The sequence below is a fragment of the Pseudomonas sp. GW822-FHT04C11 genome (assembly GCF_058800905.1).
The window spans coordinates 467,566-488,615 of sequence record NZ_JBXAMS010000001.1; the positions used below are offsets into that span (position 1 = coordinate 467,566).

21 protein-coding genes and 1 pseudogene are annotated in these 21,050 nt (G+C 59.0%); 12 read left to right on the plus strand and 10 right to left on the minus strand.

Annotation, left to right across the window (positions count from 1 at the left end; all coding sequences use genetic code 11):
* Positions 1 to 39: 39 nt before the first annotated feature.
* Complete coding sequence (trmA, locus tag AC1RJ3_RS02080; protein WP_493077219.1) at positions 40 to 1,119, minus strand: tRNA (uridine(54)-C5)-methyltransferase TrmA; 1,080 nt, start codon at positions 1,117 to 1,119, stop codon at positions 40 to 42.
* On the minus strand, positions 1,116 to 2,411 hold the full coding sequence (locus tag AC1RJ3_RS02085) for an NCS2 family permease (RefSeq protein ID WP_493077221.1): 1,296 nt from the start codon (positions 2,409 to 2,411) through the stop codon (positions 1,116 to 1,118). Before AC1RJ3_RS02085 ends, trmA begins: the two co-directional genes overlap by 4 nt.
* Positions 2,412 to 2,626: 215 nt before the next feature.
* Here AC1RJ3_RS02085 and AC1RJ3_RS02090 point away from each other — a divergent pair, with 215 nt between their 5' ends.
* Positions 2,627 to 3,085, plus strand: coding sequence for a DUF4879 domain-containing protein (locus tag AC1RJ3_RS02090; protein ID WP_493077223.1), 459 nt, complete (start codon positions 2,627 to 2,629; stop codon positions 3,083 to 3,085).
* An 80-nt stretch (positions 3,086 to 3,165) separates the two neighbouring features.
* Positions 3,166 to 3,717, plus strand: coding sequence for a DJ-1 family glyoxalase III (locus tag AC1RJ3_RS02095; protein WP_103316880.1), 552 nt, complete (start codon positions 3,166 to 3,168; stop codon positions 3,715 to 3,717).
* Positions 3,718 to 3,723: 6 nt separating this feature from the next.
* Here AC1RJ3_RS02095 and AC1RJ3_RS02100 read toward each other — a convergent pair whose 3' ends face one another.
* From AC1RJ3_RS02100 to AC1RJ3_RS02110, 3 genes and pseudogenes are all read right to left on the minus strand, one after another.
* Positions 3,724 to 4,011 (minus strand): HigA family addiction module antitoxin, encoded by a 288-nt coding sequence (locus tag AC1RJ3_RS02100; RefSeq protein WP_173860029.1) that lies wholly within the window; start codon positions 4,009 to 4,011, stop codon positions 3,724 to 3,726.
* Positions 4,012 to 4,025: 14 nt separating this feature from the next.
* Positions 4,026 to 4,303: pseudogene (locus tag AC1RJ3_RS02105) on the minus strand (type II toxin-antitoxin system RelE/ParE family toxin).
* A 61-nt stretch (positions 4,304 to 4,364) separates the two neighbouring features.
* A complete protein-coding gene (locus AC1RJ3_RS02110) occupies positions 4,365 to 5,639 on the minus strand; it encodes an MFS transporter (protein WP_493077226.1) in 1,275 nt (424 codons plus the stop codon).
* A 396-nt stretch (positions 5,640 to 6,035) separates the two neighbouring features.
* Between AC1RJ3_RS02110 and AC1RJ3_RS02115 the strand changes: the two genes are divergently transcribed.
* From AC1RJ3_RS02115 to AC1RJ3_RS02125, 3 genes are read left to right on the plus strand one after another with little or no spacing between them, the layout of a single operon-like run.
* Positions 6,036 to 7,472 carry a cytochrome ubiquinol oxidase subunit I gene (locus AC1RJ3_RS02115; RefSeq protein WP_103316873.1) on the plus strand — a complete coding sequence of 479 codons (1,437 nt, stop codon included), beginning with the start codon at positions 6,036 to 6,038 and terminating at the stop codon, positions 7,470 to 7,472.
* Positions 7,473 to 7,475: 3 nt separating this feature from the next.
* On the plus strand, positions 7,476 to 8,483 hold the full coding sequence (cydB, locus tag AC1RJ3_RS02120; RefSeq protein WP_427534064.1) for a cytochrome d ubiquinol oxidase subunit II: 1,008 nt from the start codon (positions 7,476 to 7,478) through the stop codon (positions 8,481 to 8,483).
* A 57-nt stretch (positions 8,484 to 8,540) separates the two neighbouring features.
* Positions 8,541 to 8,708: a DUF2474 domain-containing protein gene (locus tag AC1RJ3_RS02125; protein ID WP_427534066.1), complete on the plus strand. Its 168-nt coding sequence runs from the start codon at positions 8,541 to 8,543 to the stop codon at positions 8,706 to 8,708.
* A gap of 84 nt (positions 8,709 to 8,792) precedes the next feature.
* Here AC1RJ3_RS02125 and AC1RJ3_RS02130 read toward each other — a convergent pair whose 3' ends face one another.
* On the minus strand, positions 8,793 to 9,917 hold the full coding sequence (locus AC1RJ3_RS02130) for a methyltransferase (RefSeq protein WP_493077229.1): 1,125 nt from the start codon (positions 9,915 to 9,917) through the stop codon (positions 8,793 to 8,795).
* Between the two features lie 203 nt (positions 9,918 to 10,120).
* The gene (locus AC1RJ3_RS02135) at positions 10,121 to 10,837 is read right to left on the minus strand and encodes an autoinducer binding domain-containing protein (protein WP_054595492.1); all 717 of its coding nucleotides are present in this window, start codon (positions 10,835 to 10,837) and stop codon (positions 10,121 to 10,123) included.
* Between the two features lie 343 nt (positions 10,838 to 11,180).
* Here AC1RJ3_RS02135 and AC1RJ3_RS02140 point away from each other — a divergent pair, with 343 nt between their 5' ends.
* The gene (locus AC1RJ3_RS02140) at positions 11,181 to 11,957 is read left to right on the plus strand and encodes a ferredoxin--NADP reductase (protein WP_054595493.1); all 777 of its coding nucleotides are present in this window, start codon (positions 11,181 to 11,183) and stop codon (positions 11,955 to 11,957) included.
* 45 nt (positions 11,958 to 12,002) lie between these two features.
* Here the strand turns inward: AC1RJ3_RS02140 and mscL are convergent, their stop codons facing one another.
* Entirely contained in the window at positions 12,003 to 12,416 is a 414-nt protein-coding gene (mscL, locus tag AC1RJ3_RS02145; RefSeq protein WP_347928828.1) for a large-conductance mechanosensitive channel protein MscL, read from the minus strand.
* A gap of 284 nt (positions 12,417 to 12,700) precedes the next feature.
* Between mscL and katB the strand changes: the two genes are divergently transcribed.
* The 3 genes from katB (at position 12,701) to radA (ending at position 16,273) form a co-directional block, all read left to right on the plus strand.
* Positions 12,701 to 14,242: a catalase KatB gene (gene katB, locus AC1RJ3_RS02150; RefSeq protein ID WP_493077232.1), complete on the plus strand. Its 1,542-nt coding sequence runs from the start codon at positions 12,701 to 12,703 to the stop codon at positions 14,240 to 14,242.
* A gap of 63 nt (positions 14,243 to 14,305) precedes the next feature.
* A complete protein-coding gene (locus AC1RJ3_RS02155) occupies positions 14,306 to 14,860 on the plus strand; it encodes an ankyrin repeat domain-containing protein (protein WP_493077234.1) in 555 nt (184 codons plus the stop codon).
* A gap of 45 nt (positions 14,861 to 14,905) precedes the next feature.
* Complete coding sequence (gene radA, locus AC1RJ3_RS02160; RefSeq protein ID WP_019691594.1) at positions 14,906 to 16,273, plus strand: DNA repair protein RadA; 1,368 nt, start codon at positions 14,906 to 14,908, stop codon at positions 16,271 to 16,273.
* Positions 16,274 to 16,307: 34 nt separating this feature from the next.
* Here the strand turns inward: radA and AC1RJ3_RS02165 are convergent, their stop codons facing one another.
* Complete coding sequence (locus AC1RJ3_RS02165) at positions 16,308 to 16,688, minus strand: PilZ domain-containing protein (RefSeq protein WP_347928832.1); 381 nt, start codon at positions 16,686 to 16,688, stop codon at positions 16,308 to 16,310.
* Between the two features lie 158 nt (positions 16,689 to 16,846).
* Between AC1RJ3_RS02165 and AC1RJ3_RS02170 the strand changes: the two genes are divergently transcribed.
* The 3 genes from AC1RJ3_RS02170 to yjiA all read left to right on the plus strand — a co-directional run bounded on the left by AC1RJ3_RS02170 (position 16,847) and on the right by yjiA (position 20,220).
* Positions 16,847 to 18,913, plus strand: coding sequence for a carbon starvation CstA family protein (locus AC1RJ3_RS02170; protein ID WP_054595497.1), 2,067 nt, complete (start codon positions 16,847 to 16,849; stop codon positions 18,911 to 18,913).
* A 15-nt stretch (positions 18,914 to 18,928) separates the two neighbouring features.
* Positions 18,929 to 19,126 (plus strand): YbdD/YjiX family protein, encoded by a 198-nt coding sequence (locus AC1RJ3_RS02175; protein WP_010448516.1) that lies wholly within the window; start codon positions 18,929 to 18,931, stop codon positions 19,124 to 19,126.
* A 122-nt stretch (positions 19,127 to 19,248) separates the two neighbouring features.
* Entirely contained in the window at positions 19,249 to 20,220 is a 972-nt protein-coding gene (gene yjiA / locus AC1RJ3_RS02180) for a GTPase (RefSeq protein ID WP_347928835.1), read from the plus strand.
* Positions 20,221 to 20,305: 85 nt separating this feature from the next.
* On the opposite strand, the gene AC1RJ3_RS02185 is transcribed toward yjiA, so the two are convergent.
* Complete coding sequence (locus AC1RJ3_RS02185) at positions 20,306 to 21,028, minus strand: GntR family transcriptional regulator (RefSeq protein WP_054595499.1); 723 nt, start codon at positions 21,026 to 21,028, stop codon at positions 20,306 to 20,308.
* Positions 21,029 to 21,050: the final 22 nt, after the last annotated feature.

A 21,050-nucleotide genomic window follows, 5' to 3' on the forward strand; every position in this document is an offset into this window, starting at 1 on the left:
TCCGGCTTCGGCCGGATTTTTTGTATTGAGCGAATGCAATCAACGCCGGGTCAGCAAGACCCCGGATTCCATGTGGTGCGTCCACGGGAACTGATCGAACATCGCACAGCGGGTGATGCGGTGGGTGTCGTGCAATTGGGCGATGTTGGCCGCCAGCGTTTCCGGATTGCACGAGATATACAGAATGTTCTCGAAGCGTCGGGTCAGCTCGCACGTGTCCGGGTCCATGCCGGCGCGCGGCGGGTCGACGAACACGCTACCGAACTCGTAGCTCTTCAGATCAATGCCGTGCAAACGGCGGAACGGGCGAACTTCATTCAGCGCTTCGGTCAGCTCTTCGGCAGACAGACGCACCAGGGTGACGTTATCCACAGCGTTTTCACTGAGGTTGCTCAGCGCCGCATTCACCGAGGTCTTGCTGATTTCGGTGGCCAGCACTTTGCGCACGCGGGTCGCCAGCGGCAGGGTGAAGTTGCCGTTACCGCAATACAACTCCAGCAAATCGTCGCAACGATCACCCAGAGCGTCGTAAGCCCAGTTGAGCATCTTCTGGTTCACCGTACCGTTCGGCTGGGTGAACGCGCCTTCCGGTTGGCGATAGCTGAAGGTGCGACCACCGACTTCAAGTTTCTCGACCACATAATCATGGCCGATCACTTCGCGTTTGCCCTTGGAGCGACCGATTACGCTGACGTTGAGGTCGGCGGCCAGTTTCGACGCGGCCGCGTGCCAATGCTCGTCCAGCGGGCGGTGATAACACAAGGTGATCATCGCATCGCCGGCCAGGGTGGTCAGGAACTCCACCTGAAACAGCTTGTGGCTCAGGGCGGCGCTGGCTTGCCAGGCGGCCTTGAGCTGCGGCATCAACTGGTTGATGCGCAGGCTTGCGATCGGGAACTCTTCGATCAGGATCGGCGTGCGTTTGTCTTCCTGGGAGAACATCGCGTAATGACGCTCGCCGGCTTCGCGCCACAAGCGGAATTCGGCGCGCAGGCGAAAGTTCGCCAGCGGTGAGTCGAACACTGCAGGTTCGGGTGCATCGAACGGCGCCAGCAGGTCACGCAAGCGCGTGGCCTTTTCTTCGAGCTGAGCCGTGTAAGCCTGGGAATCGAAAGTCATGCGTTGAACCAACCCAACTTGATCACGAACAGAATCGATAGAACCACCAACGCCGAGTTCAGCTCACGGCCACGGCCGGACAGCAACTTGATAGCGGTCCAGGAAATGAACCCGAACGCTATACCGTTGGCGATGGAGTAAGTGAATGGCATGGCCAGCGCGGTAACGACCACGGGCGCGGCGACGGTGATGTCGTCCCAGTCTATTTCCGCCAGGCCCGAGGTCATCAGTACGGCGACGAACAGCAAGGCCGGTGCAGTGGCGAAGGCCGGTACGCTGGCGGCCAGTGGTGCGAAGAACAACGCCAGCAGGAACAGAACGGCCACTACGACGGCTGTCAGGCCGGTACGACCGCCGGCACTGACGCCCGCTGCCGACTCGATGTAACTGGTGGTGGTCGAGGTGCCCAGCAGGGAACCGGCCATGGCCGCGGTGCTGTCGGCGATCAGCGCACGCCCCATTTTCGGCATGTGGCCGTCCTTGCCCATCAGGCCGGCGCGCTTGGCGACGCCGATCAGGGTGCCGGAGTTATCGAACAGGTCGACGAACAGGAAAGCGAAAATCACGCTGACCAGGCCGATGTCCAGCGCACCCTTGATGTCCAGTTGCAGGAAGGTCGGCGCCAGCGAAGGTGGCATCGCCATTACGCCGCCGAACGGTGTGAAGCCCAGGGCGATGGAAACGATGGTCACGGCCAGGATGCCGATCAGCACTGCACCGCGCACTTTCAGGGCTTCGAGGGCGACGATCAGCGCAAAACCCAGGGTCGCGAGGATCGGTGCCGGTTGTTTCAGGTCGCCGAGGCCAACCATGGTCGCCGGGTTGCTGACCACGATGCCGGCGTTGTGCAGGGCGATCAGCGCCAGGAACAGACCGATACCGGCGGCAATCGCCGAGCGCAAGGCCAGCGGGATGCTGTTGATGATCCATTCGCGGATGCGAAAGATCGACAACAGGAAAAACATGACCGCCGAGATGAACACCGCCCCCAGCGCCACTTGCCAGGTATGGCCCATGTGCAGGACAACGGTGTAGGTGAAGAAGGCGTTCAGGCCCATGCCTGGCGCCAGCGCGATCGGGTAGTTGGCGATCAGGCCCATCACCGTCGAGCCAATGGCCGCTGCCAGGCACGTCGCGACAAACACCGCGCCCTTGTCCATGCCGGTCTCGCCGAGGATGCTCGGGTTGACGAACAGAATGTAGGCCATGGCCAAAAAGGTGGTGATACCGGCAAGAATCTCGGTACGCACGTTGGTGTTGTGTGCCTTGAGTTGAAACAGCCTTTCCAGCATGCCTGCTCCTCGTGGCGCACCCGGCGCCGTGAATGTATCGACTTCAACAGCAAAGCACAGGCCGTGCCAGGCGCCTGAGTATTTTCTGTCGGTCGGAAAAAGCCGCGCATCATACCAGCAGCGTGCGGCTATGGCTGCCTAATGGCGTTGATCGTCGGCGATGTTTTGCAGTTTGAGGGAGTGGGGCATACTGCGCGCTGGTTTTGGGAGTGGATATGTCTTCTATAAAGAACAGGATGATTCTGGCTTTTGGCTTGTCTGGTGCCATGCTGCTCGGTGCGCACACCGCACTGGCAGCGTCCGCACCACCGCTGAGCGAAGTCAAGGTGCTCAAGGTCCAGTCGACCTCCTGCGGCATTGAAGATATTGCGCCAGGGCAGGACAAGACGAAGTGCGATCACGCAGGCCCCAACATCAAGATCTACGTGCTGGAGATCGGCTACGGCCGCCTGCCGAATGCAACGCTGGACGGCTTTGAAGTCAATGGCGTGCGGGCGCCTGTCTGCGCCTATGGCAACGGCAATTTGACGGAATGCTCCGGGGTGGCCAGCAAAATCGTCGGCAACCTCTACACCTTTGATCTGGCGGGTAAGCAGGAAGGCACTTTCACCTTCAGCAATACCTCGATCAATGCACCGGGCAATAGGATGTCGACGCAGCTGTACATCAAGTAACTTTCACGGGGTAACAGCAGGCTCGAACATCTGTCGACAAAGCTGACTACGCTTTAAGGATCACCCTGTGGACGCAGACCATGACCTTTAGAGCCCTGATTACCCTTGCCGAAGGTATCGACGACCTGCAAGCCGTGACACTGATCGACGTGTTGCGCCGGGCGAAAGTCGAAGTGGTGGTGGCGAGCATCGAGTCACGGCGCATGCTCACCTGCGCCCGTGGCACCCGATTGACTGCCGACGCGATGCTGGTCGATGTGTTGGCGCAACCTTTCGACCTGGTCGTTTTGCCGGGTGGCGCCGTCGGCGCACAGCGCCTGGCGGCTCATCAACCCTTGTTACAGCTGGTCCAGGATCAATCCGCCGCCGGGCGCATGTTTGCCGGTATCGCCGAGTCGCCGGCGCTGGCGCTGCAAGCCTTTGGCGTATTGCGTCAGCGGCGCATGACCTGTCTGCCTGCGGCCAGTCATCAACTGCTCGGCTGCACATTCGTCGATCAACCCGTGGTCATCGACGGCAACTGCATCACCGCTCAAGGTTCGAGCGCTGCCCTGGCGTTTGCCTTGGTGCTGGTTGAACGACTGTGTGGCAAAGCCGTCAGGGCTGCGGTGGCGGGGGAGTTGCTGGCGTAGCGGCTTTCACGCCTGGGCGGCGAAACGCTCGATGGGGGGCTGTTCGCGGTGCTCGGCTTGCCAGAGATCGTAGTCAGTCTGAACGCCTAGCCAGGTTCTTGCCTTGCCGATACCGGCGCGCTCCAGCCGTACTGCCAGATCCGGGCTGATAGGGGCATGACCGTGAAGCACCCGCGAGAAATGCGGGCGGGCGTAGCCAAGCCGCTTGGCCAGCTCGGTGATACTGACGCCGAGTTCCGGCAACACATCCAGCAGAAGTGTTTCGCCAGGGTGTGGCGGGTTGTGCATAGGCATGTCCTGCCTCCTGTTCAGTGATAGTCCAGATAGTCGACCAGTTCGATGTCTGAACCGATAAAGCGAAAAATCAGCCGCCAGTTCCCGGAAACGTTCAGTGACCAATAGGTCTGAAGATCGCCCTTGAGCGGATGCAGGCGCCAACCGGGAAGGTCCAGGTCGCCCGGGCTCAGTGCACGATCCATGACGGCAACATGCGGGCCAGGCGTTTCGCATGATCGGTGCGGATCCCACGAGTCGAACCGGTTTCATAGAAGCCACGAAGGCCTTTGTGCTGAAAGGATTTGATCATGGCGTCAGTGTAAGGCGATACATTACACCTTATGCACTAACTATGTACCGCCCTGCGTCGCCTAAATGCTGCTTTGTTCACCTGGCAAACGCTCGGTACTTGCCTTCGTTTCATCTACCGGCACATGCATGCGGTCGCGTTGTGCCAGGGTCGGGAACAGTTTGATCCATGTCCCGGTGACCAGCAGCGTACCGATCCCGCCCATTACCACCGCCGGTACAGTGCCGAACCAGTGGGCAGTGAGTCCAGATTCGAATTCGCCCAACTGGTTCGAGGCACCGATGAACAAGCCGTTCACCGCGCTGACCCGGCCGCGCATTTCGTCCGGGGTTTCCAGTTGCACGAAGGACGCGCGGATCACCATGCTGATCATGTCGGCCGCGCCGAGCACCACCAGCACCGCCAGCGAGAACCAGAACGAGGTCGACAGACCGAAGGCGATCGTTGCGACGCCGAACACCCCGACGGCGGTGAACATGACGCGTCCGACGTTGCGCTCCACGGAAAACCGCGCCAGCCATAACGACATCAACAAGGCCCCGACCGCTGGCGCCGAGCGCAGCAGCCCGAGTCCCCAGGGGCCGGTCAGCAGGATGTCCTTGGCAAATACCGGCAGCAGCGCCGTGGCGCCCCCGAGCAATACCGCGAACAAATCCAGGGAGATCGCCCCAAGAATGTCCGGGCGGCTGCGAATGAAGCGAATCCCTGCAAGCAATGAATCCAGGGTCGCCTTGCCCTTGTTCAGCGGGGTTTGTCGTGCGGGCAGGTTGAGCATCAGGCTGCAGGCGATGAGGTACAAAATCACCGTCGGGCCATACACCCAGACGCTGCCGAAGGCATACAGCAAACCACCCAGCGCTGGCGCGACGATGGTTGCCGATTGCTGAGCCGACTGGGACGCGGCCACCGCGCGCGGAAACAGTGCACTGGGGACAATCGTCGGCAATAAGGCCTGGGTGGTCGGCATTTCGAATGAGCGGGCGGCGCCGAGCAGGAACGCGAGGATGAAGATCATCTCGCGGGTGACGTGGTCAGTGGCACTGCCAATCGCCAGGGCGAGCGCGATCATCGCCTGCACGGACTGGCAGATGGCCGCGACCTTGCGCCGGTCATAGCGGTCTGCCACATGCCCGGTGTGGAGCATGAACAACACCCGTGGCGCGAACTCCACGAGCCCGACCAGACCCAGGTCCAGCACGTTGCCGGTGAGTTGGTAGAGATTCCAGCCGATGGCCACGGTAAGCATCTGGAAACCGCTGGCGGTGAACACCCGCGCCAGCCAGAAGGCAATGAATGGGCGGTGATGGCGCAACAACAGCGGGGCTTGGGTCGGCATCGGCGGGTAGTTCTGAGCGAGGAAAAATCGAGATTATCACCAACTTGTAACCTGAAGTTGCGTGTGCGGAGAATTTAGTTAGCTAGACACCTATCCTGCAGCCCGCGTCCTGTCTTCGCCACAGCCAATACCGCAGCCCTGAACAGAACGGTGAGGCAACCTGTCACGCGGCAAAAGACCACACAGTCGGGCGCTGAAAATGGGACTACTCTTTCATCGTTACTTGATCCAGATCAAAACCCTTGGTGGATTTGCTCTGACGGCCAGATGGCCAGACTCCCTGCGTTGCGATGGTTGTAAAAAACAACGAATTTGAATTCGCCACACTCCATAACCGTGGGGGCGGTGGGTGCAGGCTCCCAGCCAGCAGCCGTATTACCAGACAGAGGAAGACTTATGTTCGGTTTGGAGGCACTTGATCTCGCCCGAATTCAGTTCGCGTTCACCATCTCGTTTCACATCCTGTTCCCGGCGATCACCATCGGCCTGGCGAGTTACCTGGCGGTGCTCGAAGGCTTGTGGCTGAAGACCCACAACGATACCTACCGTGATTTGTATCACTTCTGGTCGAAGATCTTTGCCGTCAACTTCGGCATGGGCGTGGTCTCCGGATTGGTCATGGCCTATCAGTTCGGCACCAACTGGAGCCGCTTCTCGGACTTTGCCGGTTCCGTCACCGGGCCGCTGCTGACCTATGAAGTGCTCACGGCGTTCTTCCTCGAAGCCGGTTTCCTCGGCGTCATGCTGTTTGGCTGGAACAGGGTCGGGCGCAAGCTGCACTTTTTTGCCACGGTCATGGTGGCTATTGGCACGCTGATCTCGACGTTCTGGATTCTGGCCTCCAACAGCTGGATGCAAACCCCGCAGGGCTACGAAATCGTTAACGGTCAGGTGATTCCGGTGGATTGGATCGCGGTGATCTTCAACCCGTCGTTCCCCTACCGCCTGATGCACATGGCTACGGCAGCATTCGTTGCCACTGCATTCTTCGTCGGCTCGTCGGCCGCCTGGCATCTGTTGCGCGGCCGTGATAATCCGGCGATTCGCACCATGCTGTCGATGGCCATGTGGATGGCCTTGATCGTTGCACCGATTCAGGCGGTGATCGGCGACTTCCACGGCCTCAACACGCTCAAGCATCAGCCGGCAAAAATCGCCGCGATTGAAGGTCACTGGGAAAACGTCGGCAATGAGCCGACCCCGCTGATCCTGTTCGGCTGGCCGGACATGAAAGCCGAGAAGACCAAATTCGCGGTAGAGATTCCGTACCTGGGCAGCCTGATCCTGACTCACTCGCTGGACAAACAGGTTCCGGCACTCAAGGAGTTCGCGCCTGAAGACCGGCCGAACTCGACCATTGTGTTCTGGTCGTTCCGGATCATGGTCGGGCTGGGCTTCCTGATGATCTTCACCGGTCTGTGGAGTCTGTGGCTGCGCAAGCGTGACAGGCTGTATTCGAACCGTGCGTTCCTCTACCTGGCGCTGTGGATGGGGCCATCGGGCCTGATCGCGATCCTTGCCGGTTGGTTCACCACTGAAATTGGTCGTCAGCCGTGGGTGGTGTACGGGCTGATGCGCACTGCCGATGCTTCATCCATGCACAGTTTCCTGCAGATGAGCATTACCCTGGCGCTGTTCGTCGTGGTGTATTTCTCGCTGTTCGGGGTCGGTCTGGGCTACATGATGCGCCTGGTGCGCAAAGGGCCGAAGATCAACGAAGGTGCCGAACCGAGCCACGGTGGTCCCGGGCAGCAACGTACTCCGGCCCGTCCGCTTTCCGCTGCCGATGAAGGCGACGAAAACGGCGACGCCAGCCTGAACAAGGGGAATTGAGTCATGGGTATTGATCTTCCGCTGATCTGGGCCGTGATCATCATCTTCGGGATCATGATGTACGTGGTCATGGATGGTTTTGACCTGGGAATCGGCATTCTCTTCCCCTTCATCAAGGGCCACCGTGACCGCGATGTGATGATGAACACTGTCGCGCCAGTCTGGGACGGTAACGAAACCTGGCTGGTATTGGGCGGCGCGGCGCTATTTGGCGCCTTCCCGCTGGCGTATTCGGTGGTGCTGTCGGCGCTGTACCTGCCGCTGATCCTGATGCTGATCGGCTTGATCTTCCGCGGTGTGGCGTTCGAGTTCCGCTTCAAGGCCAAGGACCACAAACGACACATCTGGGACAAGTGCTTCATCGGCGGCTCGCTGACGGCGACGTTCTTCCAGGGTGTGGCGCTGGGGGCGTTTATCGACGGCATTCCGGTGGTCAATCGGCAGTTCGCGGGCGGCACGCTGGACTGGCTGACACCGTTCTCGCTGTTCTGTGGCGTGGCGCTGATCGTCGCTTATGCGCTGCTCGGCTGCACCTGGCTGATCATGAAGACCGAAGGCAAGTTGCAAAAGCAAATGCACGACCTGGCCCGCCCGCTGGCGTTCGTGGTGTTGGCGGTGACTGGTATCGTCAGTATCTGGACCCCGCTGGCCCATGCCGAGATCGCTGCGCGCTGGTTCACCCTGCCGAACCTGTTCTGGTTCCTGCCAGTGCCAATCCTGGTGCTGGTGACGATGTACGGTTTACTGCGTGCTGTGGCGCGTAACGCTCATTACACACCGTTCCTGTTGACCCTGGTGCTGATTTTCCTCGGTTACAGCGGTCTGGGAATCAGCCTGTGGCCGAACATCGTGCCGCCGTCGATCTCGATCTGGGACGCCGCCGCACCGCCGCAAAGCCAGGGTTTCATGCTGGTCGGCACCCTGTTCATCATCCCGTTCATTCTGGGCTACACCTTCTGGAGCTACTACGTGTTCCGCGGCAAGGTGACCCATGACGACGGTTACCACTAGTCTGCGTGACCGCGGCTCGGGCCAGGTGCCCGAGCTGTCTGACAGGAGCATTCGACAATGGCTGGTAAACACTCTTTGCAGGAAATCGAACAGGCTGAAAAGAAGCCGCTCTGGCAGCGGCTTGGCTGGTTGGTAATGATCTGGACCGGCAGCGTACTGGCGCTATTTGTCGTAGCCAGCCTGATGCGCATGTTCATGAATGCTGCAGGCCTGACCACTCACTGATCGACCCGAACATCCCATCCCGTGCTTTGCGGCACGGATTTATAACCCTCCACTGGAGGGTTTTTTTTGCCTGGGCGTTGGCCGTTATTTGCGGGCATTGAGGATCACGAATTTGGGCGTTGCCGCAACCTGCTCGACACCCCGGAACAGACGCGCCAGTTTGCTGTGATAGCCCAGATGACGGTTGCCGACGATGTACAGCGCGCCGCCCACCACCAGGGCTTCGCGAGCTTGCTGGAACATCCGCCAGGCGAGGAAGTCCCCGACCACTTGTTGCTGGTGGAAAGGCGGATTGCACAGCACCACGTCCAGCGACTGCGGCTCCTGCCCGGCCAGACCATCGCCCGCGCGCACGATGACTTCGCGCGAACCGAGGGCGGCCCGCCAGTTTTCGGCAGCGGATTGCACGGCCATGAACGATTCGTCCACCAGCGTGTAGTGGGCTTGAGGGTTTTGCAGGGCACTGGCGATGGCCAAGACGCCGTTGCCGCAACCCAGGTCGGCGACCCGCGCGTTACCGAGGTTTTTCGGCAGGTGAGGGAGAAACGCCCGAGTGCCGATGTCCAGGCCTTCGCGACAGAACACGTTGGCGTGGTTGAGTAACTCGATTGCCGGATCGTCGAGTGTGTAGCGAGTCGGGTAGGGCGACTGCGCGGGTTGCCTGGCATCGGCTGTGGCAATCAGCAAGCGGGCTTTCTTGACCGCCAGCGACGCTTGCACCGGGCCGATGTAGCGCTCCAGCAGATCGCCGGCTGCCCGCGGCAGGTGTTTGACCATGGCCGCAGCAACCACTTGTGCGCCGGGTGCCAGCTGCGTTTGCAGGCGGATCAGTTGCTCTTCCAGCAACGCCAGGGTTTTGGGGACGCGGATCAGTACCCGATCGAACGGGCCGACCAGTGGCGCACTGGCCGGCAGCACTGACACAACATCAAAGGGAAGGCCATTGCGTACCAGGTTCTTTTCCAATGCCTGGGCTGCGAGAAACGAATCACCGCTACTGGTGACTTGAACCTTGCCGGCAAGGCTCGCCGCCAGTGCACCAAAGCTGTCATTGAGCACCAGAACCCGGGTATCAGCATTCGGCTGCTGTTCGGCCAGAAAATTAAGCAGATACTCGTCAGCCGCATCGAAGGCTTGCAGCGGTTCGTTCTGCTGTTCGGGCTGGCGGATCAGGTCAAGTTGGGCGAAGGGGCTTTCGAGCAGGGGCATGGGGCGGGGACTCTGGGTAATCAACGGGTGTCCCGCGGTTTTGCACGTATTCAATGCTGGACGGGACCGTCTGAGTGGACTGCGTTGCGGTGTCGTTCGCTTCATCACTCAGAAGGGGCGTAAATGGTACGTTTTTTTCCGTCGAATTACTCGCAGGTTTTCCGTCGTGTCCAGCGCTGACAAGCACTGGTATTGGGTCAGGCTCAGATATATCTGCACTTCGCGGCCTGTACCACCGCAGAAATTTTGTTGGTGACACCCAGTTTCTTGATCGCATTGCCTATGTGGAAATTTACCGTACGTTGGGTGATGTTTAGGATTATCCCGGTTTCCAATGCGTTCTTGCCTTTCGAAGCCCACTTCAGCACATCTGTTTCCCGCGTCGATAATTGAGTCGCGCTCAAGCCGTCCGGATTCTTGCAGGCCAGCTTTTGCATTGCGAGGACATGCAGCTTATGGCTGATGAACGTTGCATAACCGAGGTTTTCATAGAGTTCATAAGCCGTGATACGGCAATGGCTTCGGGCGACGCAGAGCATGCCGCTGCTATGGTTGTTCAGCTCATGTAGCGGCAGCGACCAACCGTGCTGCATGCCTTGACCCGCGAGTGCGCGCCGTAGATCGGGGACGTTGGCGAAGGTATCACTGTCCCAGAGAATGGGCAGCATTGAATGATTGCAATGAGCTACTATTGGGTCTATTGCGCAGTAGTTGTTTTGTTCATAACGGGTGTTCCAGTCAGGTGAGTAATTATTAAGGTTCAGGTCATTGTCACAATGATTTGGCGCATGAGAAGTCATTGAAAACGCACAATATTCGTAGCCAAGATTATTAAAGAAGCCAAGTGCTATCGTGTAAGCCTTTTCAAGGCTTGACTCATAAATCAGCTGTTTTAACCGAGTCTCCTTCCAGGTATCCATACAAACTTCTCCCTGTGTTTCGCTTCGTAGGTGTTTATTGGATCCAAAATTGGTACGTTGCGAGTGTAGGGTAAATCCTACAGGTGCGAAGTGAGTTTTTTGCTCTTGATAGGTTCGCAAAATAAATAACCGGTTATTAGAGAAACAGTACCTGTACAGATCATGCGATTTGCTCCGACATCTGTAGAGATATTAATACTATCTTTATATTCAGGTTGCGAACCCTGCCTTTAACTCTTTAGTTAACTGTTAGTCATCTGTTGATTAATACCACTACAAATCGGCGGTGTTTCTTCGTCCGGCTTTGCGGGACACTGGAGCAATCAGACCTATGGAGCGCCCCATGACCGCCAGCGCAGAGAAGTTCACCCGACAAACCCTGCTCGATGTCCAGCCACTGACGTCCAGCCTGTTCACGCTACGTACCACGCGAGATCCGGGTTTTCGTTTTCGTGCCGGGCAATTCGCCCGTTTAGGGGTTACCAAGGCTGACGGCAGCACGGTTTGGCGCGCCTATTCTATGGTCTCTTCACCCCATGACGAGTTTCTTGAGTTCTTTTCCATCGTCGTTCCGGGTGGCGAATTTACCAGCGAACTGAGTCGTCTGGAGGTAGGCGATACCTTGATGGTCGACCGTCAGGCCTTTGGTTTCCTGACCCTTGATCGCTTCGTCGATGGGCGTGATCTATGGTTATTGTCCACAGGGACGGGTATTGCGCCGTTTCTGTCGATCCTGCAGGACTTCGAGGTCTGGGAGAAATTTGAGCGAATCATTCTGGTGTATAGCGTGCGTGAAACGCGGGAGCTGGCTTATCAGGCGCTGATTGCTGAATTGGAAGAGCGTGAGTATTTGGCGGAGCACGCCCATAAACTGCAATTTATCGCCACGGTTACCCGTGAGCCGCATCCGCAAGCATTGAGCGGGCGAATCACCCAGTTGATCAACAATGGCGAGCTGGAGCGGGTGGCTGGCGTCGCCATTACGGCCGAACATTCGCGAGTGATGCTCTGTGGAAACCCGCAGATGATCGATGACACGCGCAACTTGCTGAAAGCGCGCGACATGCAACTGAGTCTGACTCGGCGACCTGGTCAGGTGGCTGTGGAAAATTACTGGTAATGAAAAACGACGCCATCAGGCGCCGTTTATTTCGCAACCCAGCCTTCAGGGCTTATTGTTCTGCGCTTTGAGCAGGTCGCGAATCTCGCTCAACAGTTCTTCTTCCTTGGTCGGAACCGGCGGCAGGCTTGGCGCCACAGCCTCTTCACGCTTCAGGCGGTTGATGGCCTTCACGCCCGCGAAGATCGCGAACGCGACGATCAGGAAGTCGATGATGCTCTGGATGAATTTGCCGTAGGCCAGCACCACGGCCGGGACAGTGCCTTGACCCGCTTTCAGCGTGACCGCCAGGTCCGCGAAGTCCACCCCCCCGATCAGCAGGCCGATTGGCGGCATGACAACATCACCGACAAACGACGAAACGATCTTGCCGAACGCGGCACCGATGATAATACCGACGGCCATGTCGACCACATTACCTTTGACCGCGAAGGCCTTGAACTCACTGAGCACGCCCATAGGTTATTCCTTGTTACAGATGAGGTTGGTGAACGCAGTGTAAATCAGCAAGTCGGGTCTTGCTCGACACAACTACTTACAGTGCTCGCTGCTATCGACCCGCTTACTGGCAAATAGTTTACAAAGTGCCATCAATCGCGCGTGAATACGCGCCAACTCACTGATAGACCAGAAAAAACTCTCAATCGACGCATTGCGTTCTTTCTATTTATGTTTTGACTGTCTGGTCACTAGCCTCTGTTCAGCGCACCTGGATGCGCTACACAAAACCAGAGGAGTTCGACATGACCACCGCCATTAGCCGAGGGGCTTTTTCCCAGCGCCGTGTATTCGGCGTCTTGACCGCCAGCCTGCTGTCATTCTCCGTTCACGCGGCGACCCTGACCCGCGATAACGGCGCTGCCGTGGGCGACAACCAGAACTCGCAGACCGCGGGGGCCACTGGCCCGGTGCTGTTGCAGGACGTGCAACTGATCCAGAAACTCCAGCGCTTTGACCGCGAACGCATCCCGGAGCGGGTCGTACATGCCCGTGGTACGGGTGCCCATGGCAGTTTCACGGTAACCGATGATCTCAGTGACCTGACCAAGGCCAAAGTCTTTGCCGCTGGCCAGACGACGCCGGTGTTCGTGCGTTTTTCTGCGGTGGTGCACGGCAACCATTCCCCGGAAACCTTGCGCGATCCACGAGGCTTTGCCACCAAGTTCTATACCGCAGACGGCAACTGGGACCTGGTCGGCAATAACTTCCCGACCTTTTTCATCCGTGATGCGATCAAATTCCCGGACATGGTCCACGCCTTCAAGCCAGACCCGCGCACCAACCTGGATGATGACTCGCGCCGGTTCGACTTCTTTTCCCATGTCCCGGAAGCCACTCGGACGTTGACCGAGTTGTATTCCAACTCCGGCACACCGGCGAGTTACCGGGAAATGGACGGTAATGGAGTTCACGCCTATAAATTGGTCAATGCCAAAGGCGAAGTCAGCTATGTGAAGTTTCACTGGAAGAGTTTGCAGGGGATTAATAACCTTGACCCACAAGCGGTTACCAAGGTTCAGGGGCAAGACTACAGTCATATGACCAATGACTTGGTGGCTCATATCAATAAAGGCGACTTTCCAAAGTGGGACTTGTACATTCAGGTTCTAAAACCACAAGACTTGTATAAGTTTGACTTCGATCCTTTGGATGCTACCAAGATCTGGCCGGGTATCCCTGAGCGAAAAGTTGGACAAATGGTGCTCAATCGTAATCCTGCGAATGTCTTTCAGGAAACCGAACAAGTTGCCATGGCACCGGCCAATCTAGTGCCGGGAATTGAACCTTCGGAAGATCGTTTGTTGCAAGGTCGAGTGTTCTCTTATGCCGATACGCAACTGTATCGCCTGGGCGCCAATGCGTTGCAGTTACCGATCAATGCACCAAAAGTAACGGTGAACAACGGTAACCAGGACGGAGCGATGAACACAGGTCGCAGCAGCGGGGGTGTGAACTATCAGCCGAGTCGTCTGGAGTCACGTGAGGAACCTCAAGCGGCACGCTACAGCCAGTCGGCGCTGTCGGGTACGACCCAGCAGGCGAAGATCCAGCGCGAGCAAAACTTCAAGCAGGCCGGCGATCTGTATCGTTCGTTCAGCAAGAAGGAGCGCAGCGACCTGATCGAAAGTTTTGGTGGCTCGCTGGCCACCACGGATGACGAAAGCAAGCACATCATCCTGTCCTTCCTCTATAAGGCTGACCCTGAATACGGCACCGGCGTGACCAAGGTCGCCAAGGGAGATCTGAGTCGCGTCAAGGCGCTCGCGGACAAACTGGTCGACTGATCGTCATTGCCTCAACCGGCTCTCGCACGACTCAGTGCCGTGCGAGAGCCCAGGAGCTATGCCATGCGAATATATCTTTGCCTGTTTCTGGCCAGCCTGGCGAGCAGCGTTTATGCAGAACCGGGTGCCGACCTGACCAAGGACCCGGTAGCGCTCAAGGCGCAATTGCAGGATTACTACTTTGACGCCGCTCGTCGCGGCGATGTGCCGATGCTCGAGACGTTCATCGAGGCGGGCTATTCCCTTGAGACTCGCGACAGCAAGGGCTACACCGCGTTGATCCTGGCGGCTTACCACGGTCAGTCTGCGGCGGTAGAGCGCTTGCTCGGCGCCGGAGCCAATGCCTGTGCCCAGGACCTGCGTGGCAACACGGCGCTGATGGGGGCGATCTTCAAGGGCGAAGTGCAAATAGCCCGGCGACTGTTGGCGACCGATTGCAACCCGGAGCAACGTAATGGCGCAGGCCAGACGGCGGCGATGTATGCGGGCCTGTTCAAACGGGTCGAGTTGCTCGACGCCTTGGCTGCCAAGGGGGCCGACCTGAATGCCGAGGATCCGCTGGGTAACAGCGCCGCGCGTCTGGCCGCGGGCGAAATCCGTACCCCGGCGCCGCGCTGATCGCGTCCAGCTGAGCTATCATCGCGGTTTTTTCCGGGAGTTCAGATGGCCAAGGCAAAGCGCATGTACGGCTGCACCGAATGCGGCTCGACCTTCCCCAAGTGGGCTGGCCAATGCGGCGAATGCGGGGCCTGGAACACCCTGACCGAAACCCTGGTGGAAAGTGGCGGTGCCGCTGCCCCCAGCGGTCGTACCGGCTGGGCCGGGCAGCAGGCGCAGATCAAGACGCTGGCCGAAGTCAGTGTCGAAGAAATTCCACGTTTCTCCACCGCGTCCGGCGAGCTGGATCGGGTGCTCGGTGGCGGCCTGGTCGACGGCTCGGTGGTGTTGATCGGCGGTGATCCGGGGATCGGCAAGTCGACGATCCTTCTGCAAACCCTGTGCAACCTCGCGACCCGGATGCCGGCGCTGTATGTCACGGGCGAAGAGTCCCAGCAGCAAGTGGCCATGCGCGCCCGACGTCTGGGCTTGCCGCAGGATCAACTGCGAGTCATGACCGAAACCTGCATCGAAACCATCATCGCCACGGCTCGGGTGGAAAAACCCAAGGTCATGGTGATCGACTCGATCCAGACGATTTTCACTGAGCAACTGCAATCGGCACCGGGCGGCGTCTCTCAGGTTCGCGAAAGCGCGGCATTGCTGGTGCGTTACGCGAAACAGAGCGGCACGGCGATTTTCCTCGTCGGCCACGTGACCAAAGAAGGTGCGTTGGCGGGGCCCCGAGTGCTGGAACACATGGTCGACACGGTGCTGTATTTCGAAGGCGAGTCGGATGGACGCTTGCGTCTGTTGCGAGCGGTGAAAAACCGCTTCGGTGCGGTCAACGAGTTGGGCGTGTTCGGTATGACCGACAAGGGTTTGAAAGAGGTCTCCAACCCTTCGGCGATTTTCCTCACCCGCGCGCAGGAAGAAGTGCCGGGCAGCGTAGTGATGGCGACGTGGGAAGGCACGCGACCGATGCTGGTGGAAGTTCAGGCTCTTGTGGACGACAGCCACCTGGCCAACCCGCGCCGTGTCACCCTCGGCCTGGATCAGAATCGCCTGGCCATGCTGTTGGCGGTGCTGCACCGTCATGGAGGCATACCGACTCACGACCAGGACGTGTTCCTCAACGTGGTCGGCGGGGTCAAGGTGCTGGAGACGGCGTCCGATCTGGCGTTGATGGCAGCCGTGATGTCCAGCCTGCGCAATCGGCCATTGCCACATGATCTGTTGGTGTTTGGTGAGGTTGGCTTGTCTGGTGAAGTGCGGCCGGTGCCAAGCGGTCAGGAGCGCTTGAAGGAAGCCGCCAAGCACGGCTTCAAACGCGCCATCGTGCCCAAGGGCAATGCGCCGAAGGAAGCGCCTGCCGGGTTACGGATCATCGCGGTGACGCGACTGGAACAGGCCTTGGACGCGTTATTTGAATAAACCCAGCCCTTGTAGGAGCAGCCTGCGGCAGCTCCTACAAGAGTGGTCTAATGTGGATCAGCGCACCCAGCTCTCGCTCAAGTTCGGCCTGATCGCCCGTGTTGAGCTCGACCAGCCGCCGCAGTTTGCTGACAGACTCCAGATCGATGTACCGACAGACGAAGCCTAACTGGTGGTTATTGTCATGGGACAGTTGCACATCCATGCGGATCTCGGTGTCGCTGCTCAGGTGAATGTCGACCGAAAACATCTTCTCTTCGTCCCCAAGCCAGGGCTCGGGACGTTCGATCAACAGGCCCTTGAGTGACAGGTCGAGCAGTTTCACCGGCCACCGATGCTCGCCTTGGCTGAGCTCGGTTTTGGCATCGAAGGCAATGCGTTTGAAGCGGCGGTGATTGGCGGGGTGGTCCCTCATGGCGCAATCCTCTGGGTGTTCGCTGACTATAGACCAGCATCCGCGCAGGCTGCCACTGTCGGTACGACTCTAGACCTAGGTCGGGGTATGGTCTTTGGCGCCAGTAGCGCTAAACTCGGGGTGGCTGTCTTTTTTGTCCACTCTGGCTGGAATCAAAAATGAAAAATAATAATAGCCTGCTACGCCACTTACCTTGGCTGGTGCTGGCAGTCGTAGGCGCGTGCGCCTTGGGAGTTGTGGCCCTGCGCCGCGGCGAAGCCATCAACGCCCTCTGGATCGTAGTCGCAGCAGTCGCCATTTATCTGGTCGCTTACCGTTACTACAGTCTGTTCATTGCCAATAATGTGATGCAGCTCAATCCGCTGCGAGCCACCCCCGCTGTCGTCAACAACGACGGTCTGGACTACGTGCCCACCAACAAACACATTCTTTTCGGTCACCACTTCGCGGCCATCGCGGGTGCTGGTCCGTTAGTCGGTCCGGTGTTGGCGGCGCAGATGGGCTATTTGCCCGGCACGCTCTGGCTGATCGCCGGTGTGGTGCTGGCCGGTGCCGTTCAGGACTTCATGGTCCTGTTCATGTCGACCCGCCGCAACGGTCGCTCCCTGGGCGACATGGTCCGTGAAGAAATGGGTCAGATACCCGGGACCATCGCGCTGTTCGGCTGCTTCCTGATCATGATCATCATCCTCGCGGTGCTGGCGCTGATCGTGGTCAAGGCCCTGGCCGAAAGCCCGTGGGGCATTTTCACGGTGATGGCGACCATCCCGATCGCGATGTTCATGGGCGTGTACATGCGCTACATCCGCCCGGGCCGCATCGGTGAAATCTCCATCGTCGGCGTGCTGCTGTTGCTCGGCTCGATCTGGCTGGGCGGGCAGATCGCCGCTGATCCGGTCTGGGCCAAGGCCTTCTCCTTCACCGGGATCCAGATCACCTGGATGCTGATCGGCTACGGTTTCGTCGCGGCAGTATTGCCGGTCTGGCTGATTCTGGCGCCGCGTGACTACCTGTCGACCTTCCTCAAGATCGGTACCATTGTCGCCTTGGCGATTGGCATCCTGATCACCATGCCCGTGCTGAAAATGCCGGCACTGACCCAATTCATCGATGGCACCGGGCCGGTGTGGAAGGGCGGGTTGTTCCCGTTCCTGTTCATCACCATTGCCTGCGGCGCGGTCTCGGGTTTCCACGCGCTGATTGCCTCCGGGACTACTCCGAAACTGCTGGATAACGAAAGCAATGCCCGTTACATCGGTTACGGCGGCATGCTGATGGAGTCCTTCGTGGCCATCATGGCGATGGTGGCGGCTTCGGTGATCGAACCGGGCGTGTACTTCGCGATGAACAGCCCGGCGGCGATCGTCGGCGGTGAAGTGATGCAAGTCGCGCAAACCGTCAGCAGTTGGGGCTTTGCGATCACCCCGGAAGCCCTGCAAGCGGTGGCCAAGGACATCGGTGAAACCACCGTGCTGGCCCGTGCCGGCGGTGCGCCGACCCTGGCGGTCGGTATCGCGCAGATCCTGCACAGCGTTCTGCCGGGCGAAAACACCATGGCGTTCTGGTACCACTTCGCGATCCTGTTCGAAGCGCTGTTCATCCTGACGGCGGTCGACGCCGGCACCCGTGCCGGACGTTTTATGCTGCAGGATTTGCTCGGTTCCTTCGTTCCGGCGCTCAAACGTACTGAGTCCTGGACCGCCAACCTGATCGCGACCGCCGGTTGCGTGGCAATGTGGGGTTACCTGCTGTACCAAGGCGTGATCGACCCGTTGGGCGGCATCAACACCTTGTGGCCGCTGTTCGGTATCTCCAACCAGATGCTGGCCGGTATCGCGCTGATGCTCGGCACGGTGGTGCTGATCAAAATGAAACGCCAACGCTACATCTGGGTGACCTTGTTGCCCGCCGCCTGGCTGCTGATCTGCACCACCACCGCAGGCTTCATCAAGCTGTTCGACGCCAACCCGGCGATCGGCTTCCTGTCGCTGGCCAAAAAATACAGCGATGCCCTGGCCAACGGTCAGATCCTCGCGCCGGCCAAGGACATCACGCAGATGCAGCACGTGATCTACAACGCCTACACCAACGCAACGCTGACGGCGCTGTTCCTGTTCGTGGTCTTCAGCATCCTGTTCTATGCGATCAAGGTCGGTATTTCCGCCTGGGGCAGCAAAGAACGCACGGATAAAGAATCGCCATTCCAGGCGATTCCAGAAGCGTAATCGAGGGTTGCAAGCATGTTCAATGACCTGAGTCGCCTCGGTAAATACCTCGGTCAGGCCGCGCGCCTGATGGTCGGCATGCCCGACTACGACACCTACGTCGAGCATATGCAAACCAAACACCCGGACAAACCGGTGATGAGCTACGAGGCGTTCTTTCGGGAGCGCCAGGAGGCTCGTTATGGTGGCAAGGGTGGGCCGAAGTGCTGTTGATGCATGAGGTCTAGGTAACACACGACTGTAGGAGCACAGCTTGCGGGCGATGGCGTCTTCAAGATCGCTATCGCCAGCAAGCTGTGCTCCTACAGTTTTTTCAGCGTTTGGGAGATCTTCTTTTGCTACCCCCTATCCCTGTTACGGTCCTCAGCGGTTTCCTCGGCGCCGGCAAAACCACACTGCTGCGTCACCTGCTCAAAGCCGAGCACGGCCTGAAAATCGCCGTGATCGAAAACGAATTCAGCGACGCCGGCATCGACACCCAACTCTTGGGCGATGAGCCGGTGCAAGTCATGACGCTGTCGAATGGCTGCGTCTGCTGCACCATTCACACCGACCTGACCAAGGCCTTGTACCTGTTGCTGGAACGTCTGGACAGCGGCGAAATCGCCTTCGACCGCCTGGTGATCGAATGCACCGGCCTGGCTGATCCAGCACCGGTGGCGCAGACCTTCTTCATCGATGAAGAGCTGCGCGAGCGCTACATCCTCGACGGCATCATCACCTTGGTCGATGCGGCTCACGCCGAGCAGCACTTGACCCAGACCATCGCCCAGGCGCAGATCGGCTTTGCCGACCGCTTGCTGGTGAGCAAGCGCGATCTGGTCGACGAGGTGACGTTCAGCGCGCTGAGCGAGCGTCTGACCCGGATCAATCGTCGTGCGCCGATCCGCGTGGTTGAGCACGGCAAGATCGATCTGGCCGAGTTGCTCGACGTGCGTGGTTTCAACCTCAATGCCGACCTCGGCGGTGGTGTCAGCCTGCGCCCGGTGGGCAAGGCGCCGTCTATCGACCGCATCTCGAGCCTGGTGCTGCGGACCGACAAACCGCTGGATATCGACAAGCTCAGCGAATTCATGAACGAACTGCTGGAAGACCATGGCAAGCAGTTGCTGCGCTACAAAGGGGTGCTGAACATCGTCGGCGAACCTCGGCGCATGGTGTTTCAGGGCGTACTGAAGTTGTACGGTTTTGACTGGGATACTGAGTGGGCCGAGGATGAAGGGCGGGAAAGTGTGATCGTGTTTATTGCCGATGAATTGCCGGAAGAGAAAATTCGCGCCGGGTTTGCGCGGGTGGCAGCTGAGTAAGGTCGGATATCTTCCGCGTGTTTGAGACCGTCATCGCGGGCAAGCCTTGCTCCTACAAGGCGTAAGGCGTGCCCGCGATGGCGGTCTAACCGGCGACGCTATCAGGGGCCGATTCCGGGCTCAGTAATTTCTTCTCAAGATGATCCAGATGCTCGGTCATCAGCCCCACGGCAGCCTTGGCGTCTCCGCGCTCTATCGCCTCGACAATCGCCGCATGCTCCTGCCACGCACAATGACTGGGCGACTGTTCTTCGTAGCAGGCGATAGCCAGCGATGTCAGCGGCACCAGGCTGCCGAGAAATTGTGCCAGCGGCGCGTTACCGGCGACGTGCGCCAGTTGCAGGTGGAACTCACCCGACAGGCGAATCGCCGGCCCGCGTTGGTTCTGTTCGATACAGCGGCGTTCGCGTTCGATCAGTTCGCGTAACTGCGGCAGGTGCCGGGAAGTCGGTTGTTGGCAGGCCAGTCGCACCAGGGTGGTTTCAGTCAGCCTGCGGGCGTGGAGTATCTGGCGGGTTTGTTCGGCATCGGGCGCCGCGACTTGCGGACGATGATTGGGCCGCAGGATGACCACCTGCTGATGGGACAAACGCGCCAGCACCTGGCGGATGATACTGCGGCTGACCCCGAATGCCTGGCCAAGGCTTTCTTCGGTGAAGCGGCTGGCCGGGGCGATGCGTTGTTCGAGAATGGCGTCGAAAATCTGCGGATAGATGTCATCGACGCAACGCTTCTTTTCGCTCTGGCGGCGCAAGGGCAGGGCGGCGGAAATCGAGAAAACGGGATTCTTCAAGGCGTAGGAACTCATGGCCAGTCTCCAGTCCGGTTGC

What these genes read in the sequence shown, in the direction of transcription:
- AC1RJ3_RS02135 (WP_054595492.1), bottom strand. Translation starts at nt 10,837, where the DNA reads ATGGATACCTGGAAGGAGACTCGGTTAAAACAGCTGATTTATGAGTCA.
- mscL (WP_347928828.1), bottom strand. Translation starts at nt 12,416, where the DNA reads ATGGGCGTGCTCAGTGAGTTCAAGGCCTTCGCGGTCAAAGGTAATGTG.
- AC1RJ3_RS02085 (WP_493077221.1), bottom strand. Translation starts at nt 2,411, where the DNA reads ATGCTGGAAAGGCTGTTTCAACTCAAGGCACACAACACCAACGTGCGT.
- katB (WP_493077232.1), top strand. Translation starts at nt 12,701, where the DNA reads ATGACCACCGCCATTAGCCGAGGGGCTTTTTCCCAGCGCCGTGTATTC.
- trmA (WP_493077219.1), bottom strand. Translation starts at nt 1,119, where the DNA reads ATGACTTTCGATTCCCAGGCTTACACGGCTCAGCTCGAAGAAAAGGCC.
- AC1RJ3_RS02175 (WP_010448516.1), top strand. Translation starts at nt 18,929, where the DNA reads ATGTTCAATGACCTGAGTCGCCTCGGTAAATACCTCGGTCAGGCCGCG.
- AC1RJ3_RS02090 (WP_493077223.1), top strand. Translation starts at nt 2,627, where the DNA reads ATGTCTTCTATAAAGAACAGGATGATTCTGGCTTTTGGCTTGTCTGGT.
- AC1RJ3_RS02100 (WP_173860029.1), bottom strand. Translation starts at nt 4,011, where the DNA reads ATGCCTATGCACAACCCGCCACACCCTGGCGAAACACTTCTGCTGGAT.
- AC1RJ3_RS02095 (WP_103316880.1), top strand. Translation starts at nt 3,166, where the DNA reads ATGACCTTTAGAGCCCTGATTACCCTTGCCGAAGGTATCGACGACCTG.
- AC1RJ3_RS02155 (WP_493077234.1), top strand. Translation starts at nt 14,306, where the DNA reads ATGCGAATATATCTTTGCCTGTTTCTGGCCAGCCTGGCGAGCAGCGTT.
- AC1RJ3_RS02170 (WP_054595497.1), top strand. Translation starts at nt 16,847, where the DNA reads ATGAAAAATAATAATAGCCTGCTACGCCACTTACCTTGGCTGGTGCTG.
- radA (WP_019691594.1), top strand. Translation starts at nt 14,906, where the DNA reads ATGGCCAAGGCAAAGCGCATGTACGGCTGCACCGAATGCGGCTCGACC.
- cydB (WP_427534064.1), top strand. Translation starts at nt 7,476, where the DNA reads ATGGGTATTGATCTTCCGCTGATCTGGGCCGTGATCATCATCTTCGGG.
- AC1RJ3_RS02165 (WP_347928832.1), bottom strand. Translation starts at nt 16,688, where the DNA reads ATGAGGGACCACCCCGCCAATCACCGCCGCTTCAAACGCATTGCCTTC.
- AC1RJ3_RS02115 (WP_103316873.1), top strand. Translation starts at nt 6,036, where the DNA reads ATGTTCGGTTTGGAGGCACTTGATCTCGCCCGAATTCAGTTCGCGTTC.
- AC1RJ3_RS02140 (WP_054595493.1), top strand. Translation starts at nt 11,181, where the DNA reads ATGACCGCCAGCGCAGAGAAGTTCACCCGACAAACCCTGCTCGATGTC.
- AC1RJ3_RS02185 (WP_054595499.1), bottom strand. Translation starts at nt 21,028, where the DNA reads ATGAGTTCCTACGCCTTGAAGAATCCCGTTTTCTCGATTTCCGCCGCC.
- AC1RJ3_RS02125 (WP_427534066.1), top strand. Translation starts at nt 8,541, where the DNA reads ATGGCTGGTAAACACTCTTTGCAGGAAATCGAACAGGCTGAAAAGAAG.
- AC1RJ3_RS02130 (WP_493077229.1), bottom strand. Translation starts at nt 9,917, where the DNA reads ATGCCCCTGCTCGAAAGCCCCTTCGCCCAACTTGACCTGATCCGCCAG.
- AC1RJ3_RS02110 (WP_493077226.1), bottom strand. Translation starts at nt 5,639, where the DNA reads ATGCCGACCCAAGCCCCGCTGTTGTTGCGCCATCACCGCCCATTCATT.